Below are 26263 nucleotides of genomic sequence, written 5' to 3'. Positions count from 1 at the left end.
TTAATAGAAACTTCTTTTAGCTAATAGTTTCCTTTGGATTTGGGCTATGGTAAAAACAATAATGAAGAAAATTACCGATATTGCCGACCCGTAACCAAAATGGAAATAATCGAAGGCTTCTTTAAACATATATGAAGACAAGACCTCCGTTGATCCCATCGGTCCCCCGCCAGTCATAACATAAACCGAAAGAAAAACATTAAATCCGCCAATGGTAAGCATGACAAGTTCAAACATAATTGTGGGCACCATTAAAGGTAAAGTAATTTTAGTTGTGGTTTGCCAACTGTTAGCTCCGTCTAAAGAAGCCGCTTCGTAAAGTTGTTTAGGTATTCCTTGAAGTCCAGCTAAGAAAATAAGCATCGACCACCCTATGCCTTTCCATATGCCTAATGTATAAATAGGTATCATTGCTGTTTTTGGGTTGGATAGCCATGCAATATCCTTCTGTATTATATGAAACATGTCTTTTAATAGAAAGTTTACTAAACCTCCTCTTGCTGCAAAAAGATATTGAAACAATATTGAGACTATTACCCAAGAAGTTACCACAGGCAAATAGTACAGCAACCGAAATAAAGTTTGACCTTTCATTTTTCTATTTAAAAGGAGAGCTACCAAAAAGCCAAAAATCATTTGTCCAGGAACTGTAATTAGTGTATAAAAAATAGTATTCTTAAGAGCTACATAAAATTTTGGATCTTGGAATAATTCGATATAATTTTCTAACCCAATAAATTTATTAGAAATATTCGGATTAATATTCCATTCGTATAAACTCATAATAAAACTTTTTATAATCGGGTACAAAGTCCACGCGAAATAAGTGATCAAACCAGGCAAAACAAAAAGAAGGCCAACCGATTTTCTTCTCTTTTCCCTAGTCATTCTTTATTCCTCCTCTAATACAAGGGATTATATTAGGTGGAAGAGAATATCCTCCACCTAGAATTTTTTTCCCATTATTATCTATATTCTTTCAGGATTTCTTCAATTTCATAAGCAGCGTTATCTAAAGCATCCTGTGGGTTTACTCCTCCTATAACCGCATTTTGCCAGGCACTATCCATAATATCGTTGATTTCGTTCCAAGCAGGATGAGGGGAGCGAGGAACAGCTGTTTCTAATTGTTTTAGATAAACTGGGAAGAATGGATGTTCTTTAATTTCGGGTTCATCAAGTAATCCATTCAATACAGGCATCTGACCAACAGTTGCAAATTTTAGCTGAACTTCCTTTGAAGTCATGAATTTTACAAACTCCCATGCTTCATTTTTGTATTTAGTAGAGTTGAAAATAACTATATCTTCACCCCCAACTACAGATTTAGAACCCCCTTTACCGGCAGGGACGAGGGAATAATTAATTTCTGCATCGGGATACTGACCTTTTATAATACTCTCAGCCCATGGGCCAGAAAAGGTCATAGCATAAATACCTTCAGCATATCCCTCTAATACACCAATTCCACCCCCTCCGATAGGTGCAATATAGCCCTGATTGTATAAATCTTTAAATGTTTTTAAAGCTTCAACACTTTCAGGTGAATTCACGTATCCTTCAGCCTTCGAATTTGTTGGATTAAGAATTTGACCTCCAAAAGAGTATATCCATGGCATGCTATTCCATGGTCCGAAACCAGTATCAGCAAAACCCCATTGGTCAATCTGTCCGTCTCCATCGGTATCTTTGGTTAAAATTTTGATATCTTTGATAAATTCTTCCATATTTGTTGGAGGCGCACTTAATCCACTTTCTTCAAACATTTTGCGGTTCCATAACAAAACCCTTGTATTTGTATCCAAAGGGACTCCGTAATAGTGACCATTCCAGTAATTTGTAGCCAGTGGTCCAGGTAAAAAATCATCTTTAATTTGTTGAAAATCTTCGGGAAATTCCTCATCGACTGGTAATAAGACGCCAATATCAGCAAATTGTGGGACCCAGATAATATCCATCCTCATAACGTCAGGGTATTGTGCAGCTGCCGTGCTTACGATCAATCTTCTTCTCATTTCATCGTAAGGAACTTGAACTTCTGTAATTTTGATGTTTGAGTGTTCTTTTTCAAATTCCGGTATAATTTCTTCAGTTAATAGTTTATACTCTCCAGAAGTAGTGGAATAACTATGCCAAAAAATAACTTCCTTAACCTGAGCCAACATGAAGGTGCTAATAAGTACCACAACCAACAGAAACAATGCTTTTTTCATAATACCTCCTCCTCATACTTTGATATAAAACATCTCCTCTTGAATTACTTGATACACACCCCCCAACATCCATGCTTTTGGTCCTAAGTTATCAACATCGTAAATCACCCTTTCACCTAAATTTCCGAAGGCATTTTTTCTTGCATAGTTTACAGAGTTATCTAAAAAATAATCTGAAAACTCTAAGGCTTCTCCGCCTATCAAAACGTATTCAGGAGTAAAAATATTGATTAAATTTTTTATAGCTGTCCCTATTAATGTAGAATATTCGTTGAAAACCTCGTGTGATACTTGAGGATCTTCTTTTAAAGATAATCTGATAAAGTCAATTTCTGATAACTCTGTATTTTTAAACGTTTTATAATACTCTTTGAGAAGGGTGTTTTCACTTTTTGTGTAGATCTTATTAACCAAAGATTCAAAGCTAGCTTCTGCTTCTAAGCATCCATAGCTGCCGCAACTACATTTATTTCCATTCTCTTTTATAGTCATGTGTCCAATTTCTCCGGCGCCGCCGTTTCCAGTGTAAAGATTTCCATTCACAATAAGTGAACCCCCTATTCCAACCCCGAGAATCATAACTAAGGCATGTTTATGTTTTTTTAATTTTCCTTTCCATAAGTGAGCAAGAGTGAAAGAATCAGCATCGTTTATTATGTAAATAGGTACCTTTAATATATTTTTTAAGATTTTCCCAAGTTCAACGTTTTTCCAATTTAAAATGAAAGAATCTAGAACAACACCTTTTATTGAATCGATTGTACCTGAAACAGCTACAGAAGCACCAATTAAATGATTTTTGTTTTTTTGTTCCACGTATTCTTTAATAAGATAGGAAATTTTATGTGGGTCAAGCTCTTCTCCAAACTCCTTTCGTTGCTGAGATAAGATTTTTCCAGATAGATTTGTGATTATCAGTTGAAGATATCCCAAACCTATCTTCACACCTAATATATTTCCGAAATTTGGATTAATACTTAAGAGGACGGGCTTTCTTCCTCCGGTCGAAGTGCTTTCTCCAACTACCCTGATTAAACCCTTCTTTAGTAAATCAGAGGTAATCTTTGTGACAGTTCCTCCACTCAAACTTGTTTTTCTCGCCAGTGAAGCTCTATCGATCTGTTTTTCTAAAAAGATTTCCTTTAATATTGTTTTCTCATTTATGTCCCTAATTAATTCTCTGCTACCTACTAAAGCCAATTTTTCTCCTCTTTTCTATAAATTTTAAAATGATTTTATTGTCTTACTTTCTTTACTATCGAAAGTAAGTTTATTTGAATCATAAAACTATTTACAAAGATAGTCAAGTTTGATTACAGCAGATTATGAACAATTACGAGAGATTGGATCTATTTAAAAGCGTTTAACTAGCTCTTTCTTAAAAATAGAAAATGAGGCACTCATATAGAGTGCCACAATATAATAGTGTAAATCTCACATTTCTATTAATTTTTCTTCTTTTAATCTATGCAGATAATGTTCAACTTCTGCCTGTAAATCTTCCTCAATTCCCAACTCTGCTTTTGCTATTATAATAGCTTCTTCCTTTGAAAATCCTAGTTCAAATACGTTCAAAAATACATCCATGAAATCTCTAAAGTTAGGTATTTTTTCTCTAATTTGGTTCATCCATTTTATATCTTCGATATTGTACCATGAATCGGAAATCGGTCCAATATTTTTTCTTACCTTTCTTTTTTGTAAGGGGATCAAATCAAAGGCAATTTTTTCTTTAAAAAATTCAATTAATTCTTCTTCTACATCCCCATATTTGGAAAGTTGCTTTAGTTTTAGATACGTCATGTAATTTACATAATTAGTGATGAGTTTGCTTTGAACATCGACTAACTTGAAATGATTGTTTATAATTTTGCCTTTTACTTGTACCGAAACTTCTTGACTCATGTTGTCTAGATCGTAGATAGTTTTTAAAACAGCTTTTCCTATCCAGTCAAGTGTATTTTTTGAACATTTATCAACCGTGTCGTCACTTGAATGAATTTAATTTGACATTCAAAAAATGTTGTAGTATAATTTGATTGTGAAAAAATTATCATAAAGGGGTGTTTTTAATGACAAAAGTTTTAACATCGCCAGGAAAATATGTTCAGGGCAAAAAAGTGATTAAGCAAATTGGAGACTATATTAAAAATCTTGGAGAAAAAGCTTTAATAATAGCTGATCCTATAGTTAAAGAATTATTTTTAGCTGATTTGGAAACAGGTCTGAAGAATTTTGATTATGAGATTGAATTTTTTAAAGGGGAATGTTCAAAAGTAGAGATAGAAAGATTTAAGAAAAAAGCTGCTGCAGAAGATGCAGATATAATAATTGGAATGGGTGGGGGTAAGACGTTAGATACTTCTAAAGCTGTAGCTTATTATTCTCAACTCCCAGTAGTTATTGTACCAACTATTGCAGCCACAGATGCTCCTTGCAGTGCATTATCTGTAATTTACACAGAAGATGGAGTGTTTGAGGAATATCTATTCTTACCTAAAAACCCGGATATAGTGATTGTTGATACTGAAATTGTAGCAAAAGCACCAGTTAGATTTTTAGTTTCTGGAATGGGCGATGCGCTGGCAACTTATTTTGAAGCTACTGCTTCAGCTGTAACTAGAAAAACGGCGATGTCAGGTGGAACACCAACAATGACAGCTCTTTATTTAGCTGAGCTTTGTTATAATACATTATTAAAATATGGAGTTAGTGCTAAAAAAGCAGCTGAGGCTGGTGTAGTAACTGAAGCATTAGAAAAAATTATCGAAGCTAATACTTTATTAAGTGGACTTGGTTTTGAAAGTGGTGGCTTAGCTGCAGCTCATGCAATCCATAATGGTTTCACGGTTTTAGAAGAAACACATGCTAAAACTCACGGTGAAAAGGTAGCTTATTCTACTTTAGTCCAGATGGTATTAGAAGGTAGAGATCCAGCCGAAATAGAAAAGGTTATGAATTTTTGCCAAGAAGTTGGTTTACCGACTACCCTTGCTGACCTGGGAATAACTGAGGTTACTGATAATAAAATTCTTAAAGTAGCAGAAGCAAGCTGCTCTAAAGATGAGACAATCCACAATATGCCATTTGCTGTAGATGCAGAAATGGTTAAAGATGCAATCTTAGCAGTTGATGCCCTTTCAAAAAATTTTAATAAATGATTAACCTAATTTAGAATTAAAACCCCTTCTTGAATTGTAAATTCATGAAGGGACTTTTTTATTTAAAAAATATAAGGTTCTAACACAAAAACTGTGGGTAATTAAGCCGAAGTTAAACTAAATTTATTAAGGCAATAAGGAATTTCTACGTTTTTTACCATTTTATTTGTTTTTATCCTAGCTGCCTTTGCATACGTATGAATGTTTCATATTGGAATAAATTTAATAAGTGTCTCCACAAGCTGTTGGATAGTTGATTCTCCTCGTTTTTAAAGAATGTCTTTTTCTTCTATAAGGTCACTGCAGGCTTGTTCGGGAGAAACATGGTTTATATGAAATCCTGTGCCCCATTCAAAACCAGCAACATTAGTTAATCTAGGTAATATTTCTATATGCCAGTGATAATATAGTTCCAGCCCGTCTATAAACGGTGAAGTGTGTATGAATAAATTAAATGGTGGATCGTCGAGTTTTTTATCAAACCTTTTGGTTATAATCGAAAGGGTTTTTGCTAAATCTTCAACTGATGCCGGATTGTTTTCTAGGGACCCAAAGTCATGTGAATGTTTGAGTGGAAGTATCCATGTTTCGTATGGAAATCTGGAGGCGTAAGGTTCTATAACAATGAACTCATCTGTTTTGAAAACGACCCTTTGTTTGTCCTTTAACTCTTGGTTTATTATGTCACAATAAACACATCTTTCTCGAAAGTCATAATAAGATTTGGAGCCTTCTATTTCGGATTTAATCGTAATAGGAACGATAGGAGTAGCGATGAGTTGTGAGTGTGGATGTAAAAGGGAAGCGCCAGCTTCTTCTCCCTTGTTTTTGAATATTTGAACGTATTTTATGTTTTCGTCTTTTCTTATTGTTTGAAATCTTTTTAGGTAAGCCCATATTATTTCTTTTATTTGATCCATTGGCATATCGGCTAATTTTGCGTTGTGTTGTGGTGTTTCTATAATGACTTCATGGTATCCATAGCCAGACATTTGGTCATATATCCCGACACCCTGTTTTTTCAATTTGTTTTCAGAGTCGAGTGCTGGAAATTTATTTGGAACAACACGAACCCACCATCCTGGGGAGTTTGGAGTAGAGTTAGCGTCTCTAAAGGCTATTATTTCTTCCGGCGTACTGTATTCATTTCCATAATCGAAAGGGCAGAAGGAGTTTTCTGTTTTTTGCTGTTGTTTTTTGAAATCCATGGGTCTTTTCGACCTTTCGGAAGATATTATAACCCATCTTTTTATTATAGGATCTTTTCTTAATTCCATCATTTTAATAACCTCGTTTTTTGTCAAGGGCGATTTTGTATAATTCGATGTATTTCTTCGCGGTTTTTTCGTAAGAAAAGTCTTCTTTCATACAGTTTTCAAAAATATTTGTCCAGTCATCTTTCTTTTTTTGGTGAAAGTATACGGCTTTCATTAAAGTGTATAATAAATTCGCTTCTTGGTATTCATAAAATCCGAATCCTGTTCCTTTCTTATCTTTTGGGTTGTATTCCGAAACCGTATCCTTCAATCCCCCTGTGTATCTTACAACAGGAACGGTGCCGTATCTCATCGAGTACATTTGGCCTAATCCGCATGGTTCGTACTTAGAGGGCATTAAAAATATATCAGATCCAGCGTATATTTTTTGGGCTAGATCTACATCGAAGGTTATGTTGATGGAAACTTTTTTAGGATAAATCTTTGTCAAAGTAGCAAAATATTCTTCGTATTTTTTATCTCCTGTTCCTAATAGCACAAATTGAATATCAGTGAGTAACAAAAGGTCTATTATTTTTGAAATTAAATCGATTCCTTTTTGCTCAAAGAGCCTACCAATAAAAGAGATTAGCGTTATATTTTCATCCTTAACGAGCCCTAAGTATTCCTGCAAACTTGTTTTATTTTTTAATTTGTCTTTGTATGATTCAATGGGATAAAAAATGTGAGGATCTTTTATAGGATCATAAATGCTGTAGTCAATGCCGTTTAATACACCAAACAAATCTTCAGATCGAACCTTCAATATACCTTCAAGTCCATATCCGTATTCTTCGCTCTGTATTTCTTTTGCATAAGTGGGACTTACTGTATTTATTATATTACTGAACAAAATTCCACCTTTCAATATATTTACTTTTCCATAATATTCCAAGGCGTTTATATTGAAGAGGTAATTAGGTAATCCAGCCTGATTTAGTACTTCAGGGTTAAAAAGCCCTTGATAACCTATGTTGTGAATAGTTAATATTGTGGCTATCTTTTTTAAAATATTGTCTTGAAAATAATTGGTTTTTAGATATACAGGTATAAGAGAAGTATGCCAGTCATTTACGTTGATAACGTTTGTGTCTGGTTCACATTCTTTTATAGTTTTTAAAACAGAGTCACAAAAATACGAAGTTTTCAAAAAGATATTTTCCTCATCATATATGTTTTTTGAATCGTAGAGGGTGTTCGTTTTAATAAAATAAATTGCTACAGAGGAACCTTCTAAATAACTTTTATAAACACTAAAAGGAGACTTATGTGTATGAGAATCAGGTATTAAACCTGTTTTTACAAGCTGAAATTTAGAAGTATTAAAATTATTTTCTATGTTTTTATGAAAAGGCATCACAACGTATATATCTTCTCCTGCATTTTTTATATATTTTGGTAAGGCTCCAGCTACGTCTGCCAAGCCTCCAGCTTTAGCAAATGGAGAAACTTCGTAGGATACGTAAGCTATTTTCATAATATGTATCGCCTCCTAGTGAGTAATTCTATCTTTTCTTTAGAAATTCTAAAAACTGTTTTAGCGCCCTTTCACCCCGCTCCCCACCCATAAGGAAAGGTGAAGTAGTATTTCGGTTCCGCAGCCCATTCGCAATTAGCTTTTTTACCTGTCTTTATCTCCATTTTCTTCGTATATACCTTCATACTCTATATTTTCTTCGTCTAATATATCAGAAATGAGGTCAATATTTTTAATACCTAATTTAAGACTGATCATTCTCTTTTCATCACTTATTTTGGCGGTCATTAGAGAAAGAAGGTTGATTTTTCGATTCGCAAATATGCTCAAGAGTTTGCCGAGTTCACCGGGAGCGTCATTTATCTTTATTAATGCCCGTGTTCCTGTTTCATCAATAGCTGAGATGGTTTTAAAGGCTTTTAAAACTTCAAAAAGTCCAAAGACTCCTACAGGGCGCATTTCATTGTTAACAACAGGTAAAACTCTCGCTCTGTTTTCTAACATCAAAACTAGAGCATCTTCTAATAAGTCAGTGTCAAATAAAAAAGAGTCGGTAGGATCTAATAATTCTATTAATTTCGTATCAAAATCATAAGAAGAAAATGTAGGTATATCGTTGAAAGTGATGAGGTTGTACAAAGTTCCATCTCGTCTCACAACGACCAAATTTTCTTCTTCACTGTTTATTTTATCAAAGGCTTTTTGCAGGTTTTCTGTGTACTCAATTGTTTGAAAAGTATCATTTTGCCATAATTTTACATACATCATATAACCCCCAATATAATCTGTAAGGCTCAAAACAATATAATTATAAATTACTCATAAGGTATGCGAAAACTTGGGTATCTTTAATTAAATTATCAATTTTCACGTATTCGTTAGGTTGATGTGCTGTTCCATCAATTGTTGACCAAACAGCAGCAGGAAACCCTGCCCCACGGACTATCGCTGTACAGGTACCTCCACCTATTCCACCAACTTTAGCTTCTATATTTCTAAGATTCATTATACTTTCTTTCAACATTTCTACACAGGGATGGTCTTTTGGTGTGGGTTTTGTTGATTTTTCAAGATGCTCCCCTTCAATTATTATTTTGACATTCCATTTATTCTCGTATTCTTTTGACAGGTTTTTAAGGTTGTTTATTATTTGCTCAACGTCATAATTTGGAAGAATTCTTCCATCGAAATATATAATATCTGTTCCAGGAATGGTATTTATGTTTTCAACATTTGATACTTTTTTTGTTGGTTCAAAAGAAGAGTAAGGATAATTAAAGAGGTCATCTCGTTGGTTGTAAGTTTCATGGAAATATTTATCCGCCGCAACTGCAAAATCCATACCCGCTCTATGGGCGTTAATGGAGATATTGGGCATTGATGCATGGCCTTGCTTCCCAATAGTTGTTATTTTTAACCACATAATCGATTTTTCTGCAACTTCGATGAAACTTCCATCAGGTTCTCCCGCATCAGGTACGTAGAACCAATCTCCTTCTTTAAATAATCCTTGTTTTAATAAGTATTTTATTCCAAATTCTGAACCCGTTTCTTCATCTGAAACCAAAGCTAAGGCGATGTTGTTTTCTGGCCTCATACCTAAATCCATAATGCTTTTCACGGCAAACAATGTTGATATTAGAGATGCTCCGTTGTCTTCGCTTCCCCTTCCAAAAATCTTTCCATCTTTTACTACCGGCTGAAAAGGATCTGTTTCCCACAATTTGATATCACCAGCAGGTACCTTGTCCATGTGAGTTACAAACCAAATAGTTCTTTGTGGATTTTGACCTTTGTAAATTGCAACTATGTTTGGTCTGTATCCATATTCAACAGCATTATCAGGAGCGTCGTATCTTTTAATTTCATCGAAATTCCAGCCTTTAATCAAAGATTCTAGCCATTCTGCAGCTTTCTTTTCCCCAGGTCCTCCTGCACGTGGGTTGACAGAATTAATTGATGTAAACTTTTTTGAACTTTCAATAATTTCTTCTTTTAATTCTTCTACTTTTTTAATTATACTTTCTCTCATTGAATTATACCTCCCTATAGGTATTTGTAATTCAAAACCATTTCTTCTTTTTGAATATAATGATCATAATTATAGCTATAGTTGCCATGATACCTAAAATTATAAAATACCCAAATTTCCAATGCAATTCTGGCATATTCTCAAAATTCATTTGTAACTTTCTCTTTCGAAAGTAGTGTAATCAATTGTTCTTCAAAGTGGGGATCGTATTCAAAAGTTATGGGATCTTGTAATGTTTTGATACTTATTATGTGACCCCTTTTTGGAGTCCCAAAATCGGATAATAGATAAAGATAGAATAATATTTGAAATTTATAATCGTTGATTTTTTTTGGATCTCTCAATTCTGAGTATTTGTAATCCAAAATCTCAATATCACCATTTTCTATGATGACTTTATCAGGAATCCCAAATAACATGTATTCTTTTTTTCCTAAATTCAATTTTTTCATGAGTCTCCATTCATTTTTTATTATTTTATTCTCGGTGGGTGTGAAGGCTTTTTTCACTATATCTAATTCATCAAAACCCTGTGGTAGCTCTCCGCTTTTTATCATATTTTTTATGTGGCTTATGTTTTGAGCACTTCTTAGTTTAGAGTGTAAAAAAGATCCTCTAAAGATAAGCTCTTGATCTGAAAAAATGTTTTTTGGATCAAAATAAGTTGAAGGAGATAGAATAGTTCCACTGAGGTCTTCGATTAAATCTAATTCTTCAGTTTTTATTTCCTTGATCATGTAAGTTGGGGCTATATACTTTTTATATGAGAGATTGGTTAAGTCTTTAAGATTTTGTTGAGGTATTTCTTTAAACAAAGTATTTTTTTCATCTTGGTTTAGAGGTTGGAGGGCGTTTTCTTGTGCTTGTTGAATATGATCAGATTGAATTATATCTATCATATCTGAATTTTTTACAGTTAAGAAGAAATTATTTAATGTATCGGCTTTCTCATTGGACACTAAGATAGGTATCAGCAAGTCTTTCGCTCTTGTTATTCCCACATATACTAATCTATTGGATTCGGTTTTATCCAAAAACTCATTGTTTTTAAACCATTTGAGTAGCCAGTGATCACTGTTTTCTACGCTCTCTTTATATACATTGTTTAAGATGTAATATCTATTTCCTGTCGCATCAGGGATCGAAAATTCTGCATTAGAACCATTTTTTGTGCCTGAAATAGAGTTGTGTAAACCGATCATTAATACAATAGGAAATTCCAAACCTTTAGATTTATGGATGGTCATTACTTTCACACTGTTAGATGTTTCATCTTCTATAGAAGCCTCTTCTTCAGAGATATTAGAAGCATTTTTCAAAAATCTGACCAATTCAGAAAAAGAATTTGCCATATTGTTATATTCTTCGGCTTGGTTTATAAGTTTTTTTATATTTGATATTGAAACTTCAGGATCATTTGTTAAAGCAAGTTTTGAGAAGTAATTGTTGTCGTTTACTATACCTTTCAGTATAGAAGAAGGAGTTAAATAGTATTTGAGATCTTTGTACTTTTTAAGCACTTTATAACTTTCCACTACATCTTCAGGGAATTCGCTTTGCATATTTTCAAAGGTTTCAAAGAAACTTCCTTGCCTTTTTTCTACTAATTTGGAAAGATCTTGAAAGCTCATACCTACTAGAAGTGACATCATATACCTTACAAACTGGTAGTCGTTGAGAGGATTTTGAATTGAGTTGAGAGCAGCGAAAATAGCTTGAATTTCTGGTCTGTTGTAAAAAGATTTGCTGCCGAATATATAAAAGGGTATATTGTATTTAAAAAAGGTTGTTCTAAGTATTTTCTCTGTATTTTTTAATTCTTTTGAAAGGACAGCGATATCTTTTGGTTCTATTTTTCTTCTTTCATAATATACTTTATTATTTTTTCTTACTTTGAAATCCATTTCTTGTCCTAACAACTTTTTTATAACTTTTGCCAACGTCTCTATTTCAATGGCAAGGCGATTTTCTTGGTTGTTTAATCCGTTGTCATCCGTGGGTTCAATTATTATGTATTTAACTCTTTTAGTATCATCTTCACTCAACGTGGGAATCGTTTCGGTCTCTTGGGGAGGGATTTCGGGTTCTGATATATCTTCTTCTTGGAAAGAGAGATTTTCTAAAAGGTTGGGATCGATATCTGGCATCTGTAAATTATCTCTTTTAAATAAAGAGAATTCAGAAAGACGATTCGCGAAATTTATGATTTGTTGATGGGATCTTCTGTTTTTAGTTAATTTTCCTAAAAGAACTTCTTCATCGGAGTTTTGAGCTTCTGTTAAAGAACGAGAAAATACAGACACATCCGCTCCTCTGAAACGATAGATGGATTGTTTTCTATCTCCAACATAAAAAAAGTAATTATCTGTGGTATGGAGTTTGTCAAAGATTTCTTTTTGAAGATAATTAGTATCTTGAAATTCGTCAACTATGATATATTTAAATTTATTTTGGTACTTTTTAAGAAGATCGGGGTTATTTTCGAACTCTTCTGCAACCTTTTCTAAAACCGCTTTGAAATCGTATAAAAAATTATCGATGGTTAATCCCAAATAGAATTCACTAGCGATAAGAGAAATAATTTTGACAAGCCATAAGAAGTTTTTGTAAAGTTCAGTGAGTTCTTTATCTGCTAATTCCAAATCATTAGTTAATAAAACTCTTGACATTTCAATACGCCAGTTGGAAACAATATCTTGAATTATTTTTTCAAACTTGTCCAATCCTATTTCAGAAAGTATATTTTTAAAGGATTCTTTAAATTTTGTTTTTTCTCTGTTCAAAGTTTCAACATACTTTTCTATTTTTTCCTTTCTTTTTGTGGATAAGAAGTTGAGCCAATCTATTTCTTTATCTTGATATATTTCTAAGGCGACTCTTAGAGCAGAATAAACCGATCTTTCAACTTCTCGATCTCTTTGAAAATCGCTTATTATACTAAAATTTGGGTCTACCCCCATGGAAATGTTGTTTTCTCTTATTATCCTTGAGCAAAAGCTGTCTATAGTTTTAATCCATGAGCGGGATAAATTAATTTTTACTTCGTTCCAATATTGGTACCATTCTAATTTGCTGATGCCATATGGAGGTTTTTTAACCAGTTTGTTTGAAACCTCTTCCATAATCCTATTCTTCATTTCAGAGGCGGCTTTATTTGTGAAGGTCACCGTAAGAATATTATCAACTATGTCAGCATTTGGGAAATTCTTTTCTAATACTTTTATAAAATATTGTGTAAGAATATAAGTTTTGCCCGTTCCCGCTGATGCCGAGATGAAGAAATTCCTGTTTGGATCATCTATCTCTTTGTAAACATCAACTTTTTTTACAGTCATTTAGTATCTTGTCCTTTCAAATTTTGAAACAATCTGTTTTAAATATTATACCATAATTATATTATTGATTAAAAAAGTAAAGACGCCCTGCTGGATAGAGCGTCTAGAAGATAAGTTATAATTATTTTTATTTTTTAATTAGCTGTAATTTTTTTAAATTCTTCTTTGTTGTGTATTTTTTCGTAGACAAAATCTTTTGTAACTTTTCCGTCTTTGATTTCCACTATCCTACTTGAATATTTTTCTACTATTTTCATATTGTGCGTGATCATTATGATGGTTAGTCCAAGCTCTTTATTTATCTTCATTGTTAGTTCCATCACCTTTTCGACATTTTTGGGATCAAGAGCTGCAGTATGTTCGTCTAATAGCAGAAGATCAGGCTTCGTTATAGATGCAAGTACCATGGCGAGAGCCTGTTTTTGTCCCCCGGAAAATTCTTTGACTTTTGTTTTAAGCCTATTTTCTAATCCCATGTTTAAAGACTTCAACAATTCTAATCCTTGATATTTTCCAAATGAAAAGAATCTGTTGCCTTTTTTGGATCCCAAGATCAAATTTTCTTCAAGAGTTAAATCAGGGAATACACCTCTATCAGGTTCTTGATACACTATCCCAACATTTCTAAAGAGTTTGTAGGGCTTGGTTCTTTTTATGCTTTTGTTATTTAGCGTGAAACTGCCTTCATCTAACACTACCTCTCCGGTTAAAACTTTAAGAAGCGTTGTTTTTCCCGCACCGTTGGGACCTATGATAGTGACGAATTCTCCCTTTTTAACGCTTAGTTCAAATTTGTCCAAGGCTTTTTTTTCATTAACTTGATTTTTATTGTATACTACTCTGATGTTTTTAAGCTCAACCATTTTTTAAATTCTACCCTCCTTAATCCTATTACTATTATTATGAACAACGCAGTTATTAGTTTCATATCGCTTGATTGGAAGCCGATTATGTAACCATATCTCATAGCTAATGCCAGTAAAAATTGATAGACAACAGCTCCAATTATGGGGCATAACATGTTATAGAACGAATTAAACCTGCCAAATATGATCTCCCCCAAAATAACCGCGGCTAAAGAAGTTACAACTATGCCTTGCCCCATATTTACATCTGAAAATCCACCGTACATAGAGAACAAGGATCCCGAAAGCCCCGCGAAGAAATTTCCTAAAAATAATCCGATTATACTCATAATTTCGGGATTCATACCGAGGTTTTTGATTCCTGCCTTGTTACCTCCGTATCCCCTGAGCGCAATTCCTAACTCCGTTCTCAAAAAGATTATTGTTAGAAGAGCAGATACAAATACTATCGAAGCTATTAGGATGGTAGAATTATATCCAGAGTTTTCTCTGAATGGTGATAAGGTTTTTTTGGTATCGTTTATTGGTAAATTACTTTGACTTTCATTTAAGCTACTCATACCTAAAATGTCATCTAACTTCGTTTTTTCCGTGTATTGTGCTTCTTGCTGGGCTGTTATTTCTTTTGGAACAGAAACGTTCGGCCCATTCATGACCCTTATGTTTATCGAATAAAGCATGGTCATAACCAATATGCTAGCTAACAAAGAATTGACTTTTAATTTGTTATGTATTAGTGCGGTTATTATTCCAAAAAAACCGGCCATTAAACCACCTAGAATCATACACAGTATCCAAGGCAGGCCTGCGTACATAAACGCAACGGTCACCGCTCCTCCCAATACATACGATCCATCAGGTGTTAAATCCGGAAGGTCGATGACTCGGAAACTTATAAACACGCCCATTGCAACTAGGGAGGCTATTAATCCTTGTTCTAATATACCGACTAAATCCATAATTTTCCTCCTAAAATTTTTTCATGATCATTTTGTATCTACTATTTCATCTGCAATGTCTAAAAATTGTTGAGGTATATTTATATCAAGTGCCTGAGCTCTGTCCAAATTTATATAAAAGGTTAGAGCATCTGCCCCCACTATTCTTGACTCAATTTCGTAAGGTTTTTTGCCGTTTATAAGATCGAGGACAATTTTTCCTGTTTCTATTCCTACTTGATAATAATCAAAGCCAAAACCTAAAACTGATGTTTTCTTTGCTATATCAATATCTCCTGCAACTACCGGAATCTCGTTTTTTTCAAATACTTGTCCTAAGATTTCAGCTGATGAAGCAACCAAATTATCTGTGTATAGATAGGCAACATCTATCCTGTTTGCCTGAGCGTTTAGGGAAGTTACAAGTTCGTTAGCGTTCGTTCCTGTAATTTCTATTACATTGAATCCAAGTTGAGGTGCAAATTTCTTGGTTTGATCTGCTAAAAAAACCGAGTTAGCTTCTCCGGTATTGTAAAGGATTGCTAAATTTTTGGCATCAGGGAATATTGTTCTTATAAGGTTTACATGAGTTTCAACAGGGACCATATCGCTTATTCCAACAACATTTCCTGGATTTTTACCAAATTTGGGGATCAAACCTGCACTGATTGGATCAGTAACGGCACTGAATACCACCGGCTTATCTTTTATTTCAGTTGCCGCTGCTTGAGCGGAAGGGGTTGCTATTGCAACTATTATATCTACATCTGTTTTGAATTTGTTGGCTATAGTTATCGCATTTTGAAAACTATTTTGAGCACTTTGATGCTCATATTCAAAATCTACACCTGACTCTTCAAGGTAATCAACTATTCCCTGATAAATCTTGTTTAAAGCAGGGTGTTCCACAATTTGTGTGATGCCAATCTTTACACCGAAAGCAAATGTGAATAGAGAAACGATTACCAAAGTTGTTAATACTTTTTTCATACCCTCACACCTCCTGGAGATTTTGTTTTCTCCGTATTTATTAAAAAAAAGGTGTCTACTTTTCGTAGACACCCACTTGTTTCTTCTTATACCTACTTGCTAGCTAATAGGTAATGGAAGGCACCAAGTTGGGTGTCTTTCCAATACCAAAAGTAGAAATATTGATTATTTTTTGATTTTACATCATTGAGAGGATTTGTTAAAAAGTGTAATGAAATTTTTTTCATAGTAACCCTCGCTTAATTGAAATTTAATTTTCCAAATTATACATCAATCAATAAGAATTGTCAAGTAAAAATTTTAATTTTCACAAGAGATTAGAGAAAATTTTGCTGAATGCTTCGGTAAATTTGATAAGGAAAGGTTGATTATTGAAGTAATCTTGAGAAATGTGAGAACTAATTTTTAAATCCTCAAGAAAAATATCTTCTATTTGTTGAGTTTTTTCCCTATCGTATATTAAGAGATTTGCTTCGTAATTCAGTTCAAAGCTTCGAATATCTATATTTGCGGTCCCTACGGTTGATATTAAACCATCTATGGATACAAATTTAGAGTGTATGAATCGATCTTTTCTGTAAAAATAGACTTCAACACCATATTTTATAATTTCTTCCAAATATGTTCTTGAAGCAAAATATACTAAAAAATGATCCATCTTTCCTGGAAATAAGATTTTTACTTTAATACCTGAAAGAGCAGCTATTTTCAAAGCCGAAAGAATACTATCATTTGGGATGAAGTACGGGGTAGCTATGTATATATGGTCTTTAGCAATAGTAATCATCTTATGGATCGTTTGCATTATGGATGAATTTTCTGACTCTGGGCCGCTCACCGCTATTTGTATTAAAGAGTTCCCTTTTCTCTCTTGTTTTTTAAAGTATTTACTAGGATCTATTTTTTCTTTTTTTCTCTCTGCCTTTACAATTGTTTGATAGTCTTCAAAGAAAATTTTTTGAAGTCCGTTTACAGCCTCTCCTCTAACTTTTAAGTGGAGGTCTCTCCAATATCCCAAACTACTTTTACCAATGTATTCATTTCCAATGTTTATCCCTCCGATAAATCCGATTTTAGAGTCAATTATCGCTATTTTTCTGTGATTTCTGTAATTTACCTGAGTATTTACAAATTTAAGTAAGGGCGATAAAAAATAGCTATAAAAAGCAATTTCAACTCCTGCATTTTCTAATTGCTTTATATAGCTTTTCTTTAGACGTCCTGAACCTATTTTATCCATAATAAATTTAATTTCTACTCCTTCTTTAGCCTTTTTTATCAGGAGGTCTTTGAGTTTTTTTCCTGTTTCATCGTCTTTTACAATATAGTATTCTAAATTGATAGATTCTTTTGCGTTTTCAATTTCTTTAAAGAAAGAAGAGAATTTTTCTTTCCCATTTTTAAAAATTTCTATGTCGTTTCCCAAAAATAAAGGTGACTTAGAGTTCCTTTTTAAAAGATTAATTAGTTGTAAGTATTGAATATCATTTTCCCCAAGTACCTTCTTTAGCCATTCTTTTTCTTCTTGCGATAAAGTAGTGTTTGAATTCAAGTAAATATCACTGGTAAGTTTTCTTCTTTTCCAGTTTCTTCCAAAAAAAAGATAGATTACAAATCCTATAAGTGGGATTACGGCGAATATTAAAAGCCAACTTATAGTTTTTTCTGGTCTTTTTCTTTCCAAGATGATGACAGTCGTAGCAACAACAGCATATATTAATACAAAAAAAGTCCAAAAACCAAATTTGAAAATTATAGCAAAGGCCATTTTATATTTCTCCTAAATCTCTTATGTTTTTCCATATAGAGTAAATCTCTTCATGAATTTCTTCGATTGTTTTTAATTCTTCGTTTTCTTTTAAACAGTTTATTATCTTCCAATTGTACTTTTGGGCAACATATTTAGCATTTTCATATGTCTTGTTTATATACTCAATATTTTTTTCGTGGATATCTTTTCCTGTTAGATCTATTATTTTTTCCTTTCTCTTTCTGAGCAATTCTATACTTATTTTAGGAGGAATATCTAAAAATATTACGTAATCAGGCTTTGGCAAATTAAATTTGTTGAATTCCAAATCCAAAAGCCATTCCAAAAATTCATCCTTTTCACTTTGATTTTCGAATTTTGAAGATTGATATATCATGTTGGAAGTTGTATACCTATCAGATATTAAAATTCCACCAGATTCATATAAAGGTTTCAATTCTTTTTGATAAGTTGCGAATCGGTCCACGGCAAAAAATGTGGAAGCAGCGTAGGGATTTATTGCTTCAGGATTTTCTCCAAATTCACCTTTTAAATACATTTTTATCAAAGCGGAAGAGTCGCTTTTGTAATTTGGAAATTCAACTTTAAATGCCTTGATTTTTTCATCTTTTAATCTTTGTGACAATATTTCTGCTTGTGTGGCTTTGCCACTTGCGTCCGTTCCAGATTCTATTACAATAAGCATTCCTTTTTTCATAAATATCCTCCTACCGTTTAAGCACAGGTGTCTGTGCTTATTTTACTGATTAACTAAGTTAATAAGTTAAAACTTAAAAATGATTCCAACAGCCGCTCCTAAAGCCAAATAAACTACAGGATGCTTTTTAAATCGTTTCATTAAATAAATGATGATTAGAAACAATATTATAGCCTTAAAATTGAACACAGAAACCAAAGTTTGAGTTTCTGTAAGCCTCTCAAGATAAAATAAGGAAACTTTTGCTACTTCATACGTTGCGGCACCTATCAGCCCAACCACTGCCGGTCTTAAAGCATAAAATCCACTTTGTATAAATGGTTTTTCATTGAACCTTTGAAAGTAATGGGCAATTGTAGTAATAATAATTATTGAAGGTGTCACTATCCCCAGCACAGCTATTATACCACCAAAAATACCTCCCGAGTTGTAACCCACAAATGTTGCTGTGTTTATTCCAATAGGTCCCGGCGTAGATTCGGATATAGCTATATAATCAGCTAAGTCATTAAGGGTTAACCAATCATACTTACGAGCTAGATCTTGAAGAAAAGGTATAGTTGCTAAACCTCCACCTACAGAAAAAAGTCCTATTTTAAAGAATTCAAAAAAAAGTATAATGTAATTCACTTTCTATCATCATCTTTATTTTGTTGTATAATCAATCCGACTATGAAAGAAGTTATCACAACTACAACTGGAGATAGTTTTAGGAAGGCAACAACAATAAAAGCAACTGAAAATATAATTATACCTATGTAATCTTTGATAGACTTTTTCCACATATTTATTATAGCGTTCAACATGAGTGCAACTACAACTACCCTAATGCCACCGAAAGCATTTTGTACTATTTGCAAATTTTGAAATTGTTCGAAAAATATGGCAATAATGGTTATTATTACGATAGAAGGGAAGACCATCCCTAAGGTTGCAAATATTCCTCCAAGGATTCCTTTTAATTTGTAACCTATGAAAGTAGCTGTATTTATAGCGATTATTCCGGGTGTACTCTGCCCAATGGCATAATAGTCAATTACTTCCTCATCAGTTGCCCAATTGTGTTTTTTAACAACTTCTTCTTGAATCATTGGTAACATTGCGTAGCCCCCGCCAAAAGTTAAACTCCCGATACGTGCAAAAGTGATAAATAAATTCCATAAATCTTTCATAAATGCTATTAGCTCCTTCTATATAATTTTTAGAATTGCTTGTGCTAACATTAAAAAAGACTTATGTACAGCATTTGATAAACTATACATAGGTCTTATTTAGAGAGTTTATGAACGGATTAAATGGTCTTAAGACTTTCTAATACTAATTTTGTGGCTCGACAATCATCTTCGTTGTATTTAAAAATATTTTTCAAAGCATTTTTATTGCCATTCAAATAGCTTTTGTATTCGGGTATAACAGCAAAACCATTTAACTCTGTTTTCCAATCAAAACCAAAGTATTTGCTGATGTCTTTTAATGAATAAGAGACAACAGGTAAGCTGTAATTTTTTCTTATTATCTCGTATAGATCACACGTTTTTGAGGAGATCTTGTTTAATTTATCTCTCAACATAGGATATTTAGATGAAAGTTTTTTTAAGGCTGTGAGATCGTTTTTATCGTAATGCAATAGCACCTTGTCTTTTTCATACAGAAAATCAACCATTTTTTCAGCGTTTTTGTATTCGTTTTTTCCTAAAAAGAAAGGAACATACGTTTCATTTTCTAAAAATCCAAACAAAAAGTCTTTGTTTAAGTAAGTTTCTACGTCAAAGACTATGTAATCTTGTGGAAGAGAGTTTTTATTAATAACGTAAACTTGGTTTTCAATTAGAGACTTTAGATTGTATAAAGGTTTTTTGAATCTTTTGTCTAATTTTTCTATTTGATTGGTTTTTATAACTGTCAAGGGTTCCAAATTCATGTTTTTTAAATCCTCAATCATAGGTTTACTTAAATTTGGGACTACGGAATAATCTCCTTCCCTTAAAAATTGCAAATGACATTGGTTTTTAATTTTGCAGAACTTGCAGTGTGGCCCATGGACTTTTTTCGTTGATTTAAGTTTGTTAAGTTCTTTCTTTATCCATTTTTCTCTTAAAAGAATATCAGAAACATTTATTTCGTAACTTCCATTGGATGTTTCTAAGACTATTCTTTTTATATGTTCACCTTTATCTTTGAAATATCTATATACGGTATATATATGTAACCAATAAGATTTTTTAAAATTGTTCCCCATTCTAATGATTTTCACTACACCGTTGTTAATACTTTCAAAATTAGCTTCAACGTTCAAACCATTTAGGTTAATTTTAAAGTATGTGCCTTGCCTTTTATAGGTAGGAACAAAATAACTACAACTTTTAAAATTTTCATAGTAAAGTAAATCCATTGTTCAAACACGCCTTATCTTAAAATTTAGCCCTTGTATAATTTTTCCACGTCTCCAATTTCATAAAACAGAGCAGATAAAGATTTTAAAAAACCTAGTCTATTACTTCTTATAGATTCGTCTTCAGACATAACAAAGATGTTATCAAAATATCTGTCAATATTTTCTTTTAAAGAGATTAAGCTTTCAATTGCCCCGTCGTAATCTAATTTTTTCAAACAGTTTTCAAATTGGGATTTGACATCCAAATATTTTTGAAATAATTTTTTTTCCTCTTCTTCTATGAATAGCCTTCCATGATATTCTTGTGAATAATGATTTTTTGAAATATTGTTTACCCTTTGAAAGGCAATAATAAAATCTTGAAATTCTTCTTTTTTTATAAACTTGTCCAAAGATTTTGCAGCCAAGTAAGCTCTTAAAGGTTTATATATATTTATTAAAACCGAATTTATAGCCTCTTTGGATATTTTTTCTCTTTCTAAAATGGTTTCTAAACGGTTGGATAAGAAATTTATTAACTCATTTTCTACAGATTTTATTGAGATATTAGATTTTCCACTTTCAACGAAGGTCTTTTCTGATAAATCGATAAGTTCTTTAAGATTCAGGTCCCAATCCAACGATATTAAGATTCTTAAGATTCCAAAAGCTTTTCTTCTCAATCCAAAAGGATCTTTTGATCCTGAAGGGATCTTTCCAATACCGAAGTATCCAACGAGGTCATCTATTTTATCAGCTAAGGAGACGAGGTTAGCGACTAAATTTTGAGATATTTCATCATTTTCCGAAAGAGGCTTGTAGTGTTCTTGGGCCGTTAAGAAAACATCTTCCGTTTCTCCTTTGTGTTTCAAATAGATTCTCGCCATAATTCCTTGCAATTCAGGAAATTCATATACAACTTTGGAAGGAATGTCAATTTTACATAACAACCCGGCTCTTTTAACTACATCTAAATTTTCAAAACCCAGTTTTTCGGCAATTTTTGAACTGAGTGTTGATATTCGCTCACATTTTTCTCTGTAATTACCTAATTCTACTTGATAAGTAATACTCTTTAAATCTTCAAGCCTCTTCTGTATATCCGCTTTTAAGTCATCTTCATAGTAAAAAGCCGCATCGTCTAATCTTGCGTTTATTACTCTAGTATAGCCATTTGTAACGTTGCCTTTCCTGCCAAAGCCGTCTTGGAAAGCTATGTATTTATTGATTACCTTTCCATCTTTCATCGCCACAAAACTTCTTTGATGGTGTCTTACAGTGACAATAATAATTTCTGGGGGTAGAAAAAGATATTTTTCATCAAAACTTCCAACTACCCCTTTGGGAAATTCTGTCATTTTGGCAATTTCTCGAATTAAATCCTCGTGCTCTTCCAAAGAAATCTTGATATTATATTCATCTTCTAACTCATGAATTTCTCTCTCTATTACTTCTATTCTTTCTTCATATAGAGGGATTACATAGTTCTTTTTTAATTCACTAAAGAAACTTTGAGGATTTGTAATCAATATCTCTTCACCAAAAAAACGATGGCCATAACTTTTGTTGGAGGATTTTTCATCGAATATTTCAAATTCTAAAATCTCTCTGTTGTACAAACCTAAGACCCAATGTACCGGTCTTACAAAGGTGTAATTACCTTTTCCCCACCTCATACTTTTGGCAAAATTCATGTTGGTTATCAATTCTGGAATGATATTTTGTAAAATAATTTTTGTAGGTTCTCCCGCTTTAACAGACTCTATATATGCGTATTCTGCGCCGTCATTGTTTTCAAATTTTACATCTTTTACCTGGACACCTTGGCTTTTAGCAAAACCTTCGAGTGCTTTCGTGGGTTGGTTATTTCCATCAAAGCAAATCTTTTTTGGAGGACCTTTTCTTTTTTCTTTTTTATCAGGTTGTTTATCTGGAAGGCCCACGATGTAAGCTCCAAACCTACGAGGGGAAATAAAGATATTCATGGATAAAAAATTTAAATCATTTTTTTCAAATGATTTTTTTAATTCTTCTTCTAATTGAGCTCGGATATTATCAAATTCTGATGGGGGTAAATCTTCAACACCTATTTCAAAAATTGCTCTATTCAACATCAATTACCTCCGCATTTGAACTGTCGATATATAGTTTTGCACAGCTTTTCGCCATATTCCTTATATCCAATATGTATTGATGCCTTTCGTTAACTCCAATGGCATTTCTTGCGTCCAATAAGTTGAATACATGTGCTGATTTTGCTAAATAGTCGTATGCAGGTAAATATAATTGTTTTGCAATTAGCCTTTGAAATTCTTTTTTATACATATTGTAAAGTGTTTTAAGCATGTCTATATCAGCTTCTTCAAAATTATAGTAAGAAAATTGCCTTTCGTTTTCTTTATATATGTCTTTGTACTTTACATTTTTATTCCATTTGGTTTCATAAACGTTGTCGATATTCTGTAAATACATAGCTATTCTCTCAATTCCATAAGTAAGCTCAACGGGAATATAAGTTAATGGGATGCCCCCCATCTGTTGAAAGTACGTGAACTGAGTAATCTCCATACCATCTAACCATACTTCCCATCCAACTCCCCACGCACCTAAAGTAGGAGATTCCCAATTATCTTCTACAAACCTTATGTCATGTTCCTTAGGGGATATCCCTAAAGATTCCAAAGACCTAATATATAGATCTTGAATGTCTTTGGGTGAAGGTTTGATAACTACCTGGTATTGATAAAATCGTTGCATTCTATTCGGATTTTCGCCGTATCTACCGTCTGTTGGTCTTCTACAAGGTTGAGCATAGGCAACTCTCCATTCATTTGCTCCAAAAGACCTAAAAAAAGTGGCAGGACTGTATGTCCCTGCCCCCATCTCAATATCATAAGGTTGGTCTATAACACATCCTAAATCGGACCAATATTTTTCTAAGTTCATAATCACATCTTGAATGTACAAATCAAATCCTCCATTCTTCTTGGATAAATTATTAAATGATTATTTGTCAGATTTCACTCAACGGAAATGAGAAGTGGATAATGCCTCTGTCCACCGTTGTGAATTTCTACCTCTATATTGGTGTATTTTTGGGTCAGATTTTTTACTAGTTGATCGATTTTTTCTTTTTTAGCCCCTTCACCATAAATTATAGTAATGATTTCATAGCCTTTTTTTATTAGTTCTTCTAAAACTTTTTCCGTTTCTTTATAAACATTCTTTCCATGAGCTTTTAATTCTTTCCCAAGAAATATCAAGTACTCGCCTTTTTTGATCTTTTCACCCTTAATGGTAGAATCCCTGACCGCATAAGTAACTTCAATTGGAACGATTGATTTAACGTATCCCATCATGGATTCTTGTAGTTCTTCTTTGTTCATATTGTCATCGAAACCAAGCATGGCACTTATGCCTTCTTGAACATGTTTTGTTGGTAATATCAGTATTTCTTTATCTGTTAACTCTGCGGCCTTTTCTGCAGCCAGAATTATATTTGGGTTATTGGGAAGTATGATTACTTTTTTTTGTGTAATTTTATTAATTGCTTCTGAGATATCTTTTACACTAGGGTTGGTAGATTGACCTCCAAAAATAACTTGATCCACTCCCAAGCTTTTAAAAATTTCTGAAATTCCTTTTCCTGGAGAGACTGCAATCACACCCCAATTTTTATTGTTCAAATTATTGTTAACGGCCACTTTGGCTTGCTCTATATCGGCTGTTTTGCCCTCTTTTTGTTTTGTTATAATGTGTTCATGTTGAGCTTTCATGTTGTCTATCTTTGTTTTGATTAATTCGCCATGTTCTAAAAACTTTTCAAAGACAAGACCTGGATGATTGGTGTGTATGTGTGTTTTTAATATGTCATCCTGATTAACTAAAACGATGGAATCTCCGAGACCTTCCAAAAAACTCCTTATTTCTTCTAAGGTCTTTTTTTGTATAGGCTGTTTCTGGAATTTTACTATCGCTTCTGTGCAATACTGGTATGTTAGTTCTTCATAGGCTATTTCTGTTATTTGTTCAGGTGTGGCAGACTCTAATTCCTCTAGTTCTACTTCAATATCACCGTGAAGTGCGTCGTTCATCCCTTTTATGATGTAAGCAAGTCCTTTTGCTCCAGCATCCACAACATTCGAATCGCGTAATTTTTTTAAATATTTTGGGGTTTCCTCTACTATTTCAAATGAATACTTTACCATCGCATCGAAAAAAACCAAAAAATCTTTTTCTTCGAACATAGTTTCTTCCATCTTTTCTGACAATCTTCGTATTAAAGTCAACATTGTTCCTTCAACTGGTTTCATAACGGCGTTATAAGCTCTATCTTTAGCATTTTTGAGAGCCTTTATAAAATCTTGGGTGTTGATTCTTTTCTTTTTTTCGAGAATTTCTGTTATTCCACGAAATATTTGTGACAAAATAACACCTGAGTTACCTCTTGCTCCTAACAAAAGGCCTCTTCTTAAACTTTCCATCATAGATTTCATATCGTTCTTATCTTCAACTTCATCCATACTTTTACAAGCTTCGAGCATACCCGCTAACATATTATTACCTGTGTCTCCATCTGGGACAGGGAAAACATTTAAGGCGTTAATTTCATCTTTGTTTTTAGCTAATTCTTCCGTACCTTTTTTTAAAGCTAGATATAGGTCTTTTGCATACAAAAACTTGAGCATTCAACAGACACCTTCTCTCAATATTTCAAGCCAGATATGCTCACGTTTACTTTGATATTATCAAAATTTAACATAGAGGTAACTCTGTGATGAACATTCTCTTGTATATTTTGAGCAACTTTTTTAATGGGGAGACCATATTCAAAAACGAGGAAGAGATCAATTACTATGCTTTCTTCATTTTCCGATACATTTATTCCTCTATCTTCACTTTTTGACCATAAACTTGATATCCTATCAAAAAATCCTTGTTTTCCAGAGATTTCAACCGTCCCATAGGATTCGATAACAGCTTTATAAACCAATTCTTTTATAACTTCGTTTTTTATATCTACAGTACCAAATTCTGTTTCTATTAACATGAGGTTCACCTCCATAGTTTATTATTTACTGTCTTTAGAAACTCTAAAACACGTATTGTAACTAACTTTTAATACCTTCAATATTGTACTTTTACCTCCTCAC

The 26263-nt window shown here is 33.0% G+C and carries 22 protein-coding genes and 1 pseudogene; 1 reads left to right on the top strand and 22 read right to left on the bottom strand.

Annotated features, from left to right (window positions below; translation table 11 throughout):
- From ACW9JY_RS04750 to ACW9JY_RS04735, 4 genes are all read right to left on the bottom strand, one after another.
- Complete coding sequence (locus tag ACW9JY_RS04750; RefSeq protein WP_103078100.1) at nucleotides 1-888, bottom strand: carbohydrate ABC transporter permease; 888 nt, start codon at nucleotides 886-888, stop codon at nucleotides 1-3.
- 77 nt (nucleotides 889-965) lie between these two features.
- A complete protein-coding gene (locus tag ACW9JY_RS04745; RefSeq protein ID WP_103078099.1) occupies nucleotides 966-2213 on the bottom strand; it encodes an extracellular solute-binding protein in 1248 nt (415 codons plus the stop codon).
- 12 nt (nucleotides 2214-2225) lie between these two features.
- Nucleotides 2226-3413, bottom strand: coding sequence for an ROK family protein (locus ACW9JY_RS04740; protein WP_103078098.1), 1188 nt, complete (start codon nucleotides 3411-3413; stop codon nucleotides 2226-2228).
- 234 nt (nucleotides 3414-3647) lie between these two features.
- Nucleotides 3648-4118, bottom strand: a complete 471-nt coding sequence (locus ACW9JY_RS04735) for a hypothetical protein (protein ID WP_103078097.1) — start codon at nucleotides 4116-4118, stop codon at nucleotides 3648-3650.
- Between the two features lie 167 nt (nucleotides 4119-4285).
- Here ACW9JY_RS04735 and ACW9JY_RS04730 point away from each other — a divergent pair, with 167 nt between their 5' ends.
- A complete protein-coding gene (locus tag ACW9JY_RS04730) occupies nucleotides 4286-5374 on the top strand; it encodes a glycerol dehydrogenase (protein WP_103078096.1) in 1089 nt (362 codons plus the stop codon).
- A 269-nt stretch (nucleotides 5375-5643) separates the two neighbouring features.
- On the opposite strand, the gene galT is transcribed toward ACW9JY_RS04730, so the two are convergent.
- The 18 genes and pseudogenes from galT to ACW9JY_RS04640 all read right to left on the bottom strand — a co-directional run bounded on the left by galT (nucleotide 5644) and on the right by ACW9JY_RS04640 (nucleotide 26160).
- On the bottom strand, nucleotides 5644-6654 hold the full coding sequence (gene galT / locus ACW9JY_RS04725) for a galactose-1-phosphate uridylyltransferase (RefSeq protein WP_103078095.1): 1011 nt from the start codon (nucleotides 6652-6654) through the stop codon (nucleotides 5644-5646).
- Nucleotide 6655: 1 nt separating this feature from the next.
- On the bottom strand, nucleotides 6656-8107 hold the full coding sequence (locus ACW9JY_RS04720) for a glycogen synthase (RefSeq protein ID WP_457283573.1): 1452 nt from the start codon (nucleotides 8105-8107) through the stop codon (nucleotides 6656-6658).
- 144 nt (nucleotides 8108-8251) lie between these two features.
- Complete coding sequence (locus ACW9JY_RS04715; RefSeq protein ID WP_103066010.1) at nucleotides 8252-8872, bottom strand: CBS domain-containing protein; 621 nt, start codon at nucleotides 8870-8872, stop codon at nucleotides 8252-8254.
- Nucleotides 8873-8915: 43 nt separating this feature from the next.
- Entirely contained in the window at nucleotides 8916-10139 is a 1224-nt protein-coding gene (locus tag ACW9JY_RS04710; RefSeq protein WP_457283572.1) for a M20 family metallo-hydrolase, read from the bottom strand.
- A gap of 31 nt (nucleotides 10140-10170) precedes the next feature.
- Nucleotides 10171-10290: pseudogene (locus ACW9JY_RS04705) on the bottom strand (CorA family divalent cation transporter); the annotation flags it as partial.
- Nucleotides 10280-13474, bottom strand: coding sequence for a UvrD-helicase domain-containing protein (locus ACW9JY_RS04700; protein WP_457283571.1), 3195 nt, complete (start codon nucleotides 13472-13474; stop codon nucleotides 10280-10282). The gene ACW9JY_RS04700 and the pseudogene ACW9JY_RS04705, both read right to left, overlap by 11 nt.
- 134 nt (nucleotides 13475-13608) lie before the next feature.
- Nucleotides 13609-14337 carry an ABC transporter ATP-binding protein gene (locus ACW9JY_RS04695; protein ID WP_103066006.1) on the bottom strand — a complete coding sequence of 243 codons (729 nt, stop codon included), beginning with the start codon at nucleotides 14335-14337 and terminating at the stop codon, nucleotides 13609-13611.
- On the bottom strand, nucleotides 14310-15299 hold the full coding sequence (locus tag ACW9JY_RS04690) for an ABC transporter permease (protein WP_103066005.1): 990 nt from the start codon (nucleotides 15297-15299) through the stop codon (nucleotides 14310-14312). Before ACW9JY_RS04690 ends, ACW9JY_RS04695 begins: the two co-directional genes overlap by 28 nt.
- Before the next feature lie 27 nt (nucleotides 15300-15326).
- Nucleotides 15327-16268, bottom strand: coding sequence for an ABC transporter substrate-binding protein (locus ACW9JY_RS04685; protein WP_457283570.1), 942 nt, complete (start codon nucleotides 16266-16268; stop codon nucleotides 15327-15329).
- A gap of 307 nt (nucleotides 16269-16575) precedes the next feature.
- A complete protein-coding gene (cls, locus tag ACW9JY_RS04680; protein ID WP_457283569.1) occupies nucleotides 16576-18036 on the bottom strand; it encodes a cardiolipin synthase in 1461 nt (486 codons plus the stop codon).
- Nucleotide 18037: 1 nt separating this feature from the next.
- On the bottom strand, nucleotides 18038-18736 hold the full coding sequence (locus tag ACW9JY_RS04675; RefSeq protein WP_103077615.1) for a dTMP kinase: 699 nt from the start codon (nucleotides 18734-18736) through the stop codon (nucleotides 18038-18040).
- Between the two features lie 66 nt (nucleotides 18737-18802).
- Entirely contained in the window at nucleotides 18803-19366 is a 564-nt protein-coding gene (locus ACW9JY_RS04670; RefSeq protein ID WP_103065557.1) for a chromate transporter, read from the bottom strand.
- Nucleotides 19363-19908 carry a chromate transporter gene (locus ACW9JY_RS04665; RefSeq protein ID WP_103065556.1) on the bottom strand — a complete coding sequence of 182 codons (546 nt, stop codon included), beginning with the start codon at nucleotides 19906-19908 and terminating at the stop codon, nucleotides 19363-19365. Before ACW9JY_RS04665 ends, ACW9JY_RS04670 begins: the two co-directional genes overlap by 4 nt.
- A gap of 119 nt (nucleotides 19909-20027) precedes the next feature.
- Nucleotides 20028-21128: a TM0106 family RecB-like putative nuclease gene (locus ACW9JY_RS04660; protein ID WP_457283568.1), complete on the bottom strand. Its 1101-nt coding sequence runs from the start codon at nucleotides 21126-21128 to the stop codon at nucleotides 20028-20030.
- Nucleotides 21129-21154: 26 nt separating this feature from the next.
- The gene (gene glyS / locus ACW9JY_RS04655) at nucleotides 21155-23224 is read right to left on the bottom strand and encodes a glycine--tRNA ligase subunit beta (protein WP_457283567.1); all 2070 of its coding nucleotides are present in this window, start codon (nucleotides 23222-23224) and stop codon (nucleotides 21155-21157) included.
- Nucleotides 23214-24077 (bottom strand): glycine--tRNA ligase subunit alpha, encoded by an 864-nt coding sequence (locus tag ACW9JY_RS04650; RefSeq protein WP_103065553.1) that lies wholly within the window; start codon nucleotides 24075-24077, stop codon nucleotides 23214-23216. Before ACW9JY_RS04650 ends, glyS begins: the two co-directional genes overlap by 11 nt.
- 53 nt (nucleotides 24078-24130) lie before the next feature.
- Nucleotides 24131-25798 carry a DAK2 domain-containing protein gene (locus ACW9JY_RS04645; RefSeq protein ID WP_457283566.1) on the bottom strand — a complete coding sequence of 556 codons (1668 nt, stop codon included), beginning with the start codon at nucleotides 25796-25798 and terminating at the stop codon, nucleotides 24131-24133.
- A 17-nt stretch (nucleotides 25799-25815) separates the two neighbouring features.
- Entirely contained in the window at nucleotides 25816-26160 is a 345-nt protein-coding gene (locus ACW9JY_RS04640; protein ID WP_158245213.1) for an Asp23/Gls24 family envelope stress response protein, read from the bottom strand.
- Nucleotides 26161-26263 lie beyond the last annotated feature (103 nt).

The sequence above is a fragment of the Petrotoga sp. DB-2 genome, assembly GCF_054051725.1.
The sequence above is the reverse complement of the archived record's forward strand: the minus strand, read 5'-3'. Positions and strand labels throughout refer to the sequence as shown.

What these genes read in the sequence shown, in the direction of transcription:
- ACW9JY_RS04695 (WP_103066006.1), bottom strand. Translation starts at nt 14,337, where the DNA reads ATGGTTGAGCTTAAAAACATCAGAGTAGTATACAATAAAAATCAAGTT.
- ACW9JY_RS04645 (WP_457283566.1), bottom strand. Translation starts at nt 25,798, where the DNA reads ATGCTCAAGTTTTTGTATGCAAAAGACCTATATCTAGCTTTAAAAAAA.
- ACW9JY_RS04665 (WP_103065556.1), bottom strand. Translation starts at nt 19,908, where the DNA reads ATGAAAGATTTATGGAATTTATTTATCACTTTTGCACGTATCGGGAGT.
- ACW9JY_RS04710 (WP_457283572.1), bottom strand. Translation starts at nt 10,139, where the DNA reads ATGAGAGAAAGTATAATTAAAAAAGTAGAAGAATTAAAAGAAGAAATT.
- ACW9JY_RS04730 (WP_103078096.1), top strand. Translation starts at nt 4,286, where the DNA reads ATGACAAAAGTTTTAACATCGCCAGGAAAATATGTTCAGGGCAAAAAA.
- ACW9JY_RS04700 (WP_457283571.1), bottom strand. Translation starts at nt 13,474, where the DNA reads ATGACTGTAAAAAAAGTTGATGTTTACAAAGAGATAGATGATCCAAAC.
- ACW9JY_RS04715 (WP_103066010.1), bottom strand. Translation starts at nt 8,872, where the DNA reads ATGTATGTAAAATTATGGCAAAATGATACTTTTCAAACAATTGAGTAC.
- ACW9JY_RS04675 (WP_103077615.1), bottom strand. Translation starts at nt 18,736, where the DNA reads ATGAAAAAAGGAATGCTTATTGTAATAGAATCTGGAACGGACGCAAGT.
- ACW9JY_RS04720 (WP_457283573.1), bottom strand. Translation starts at nt 8,107, where the DNA reads ATGAAAATAGCTTACGTATCCTACGAAGTTTCTCCATTTGCTAAAGCT.
- ACW9JY_RS04685 (WP_457283570.1), bottom strand. Translation starts at nt 16,268, where the DNA reads ATGAAAAAAGTATTAACAACTTTGGTAATCGTTTCTCTATTCACATTT.
- galT (WP_103078095.1), bottom strand. Translation starts at nt 6,654, where the DNA reads ATGATGGAATTAAGAAAAGATCCTATAATAAAAAGATGGGTTATAATA.
- ACW9JY_RS04640 (WP_158245213.1), bottom strand. Translation starts at nt 26,160, where the DNA reads ATGTTAATAGAAACAGAATTTGGTACTGTAGATATAAAAAACGAAGTT.
- glyS (WP_457283567.1), bottom strand. Translation starts at nt 23,224, where the DNA reads ATGTTGAATAGAGCAATTTTTGAAATAGGTGTTGAAGATTTACCCCCA.
- ACW9JY_RS04690 (WP_103066005.1), bottom strand. Translation starts at nt 15,299, where the DNA reads ATGGATTTAGTCGGTATATTAGAACAAGGATTAATAGCCTCCCTAGTT.
- ACW9JY_RS04660 (WP_457283568.1), bottom strand. Translation starts at nt 21,128, where the DNA reads ATGGATTTACTTTACTATGAAAATTTTAAAAGTTGTAGTTATTTTGTT.
- ACW9JY_RS04735 (WP_103078097.1), bottom strand. Translation starts at nt 4,118, where the DNA reads ATGAGTCAAGAAGTTTCGGTACAAGTAAAAGGCAAAATTATAAACAAT.
- cls (WP_457283569.1), bottom strand. Translation starts at nt 18,036, where the DNA reads ATGGCCTTTGCTATAATTTTCAAATTTGGTTTTTGGACTTTTTTTGTA.
- ACW9JY_RS04745 (WP_103078099.1), bottom strand. Translation starts at nt 2,213, where the DNA reads ATGAAAAAAGCATTGTTTCTGTTGGTTGTGGTACTTATTAGCACCTTC.
- ACW9JY_RS04750 (WP_103078100.1), bottom strand. Translation starts at nt 888, where the DNA reads ATGACTAGGGAAAAGAGAAGAAAATCGGTTGGCCTTCTTTTTGTTTTG.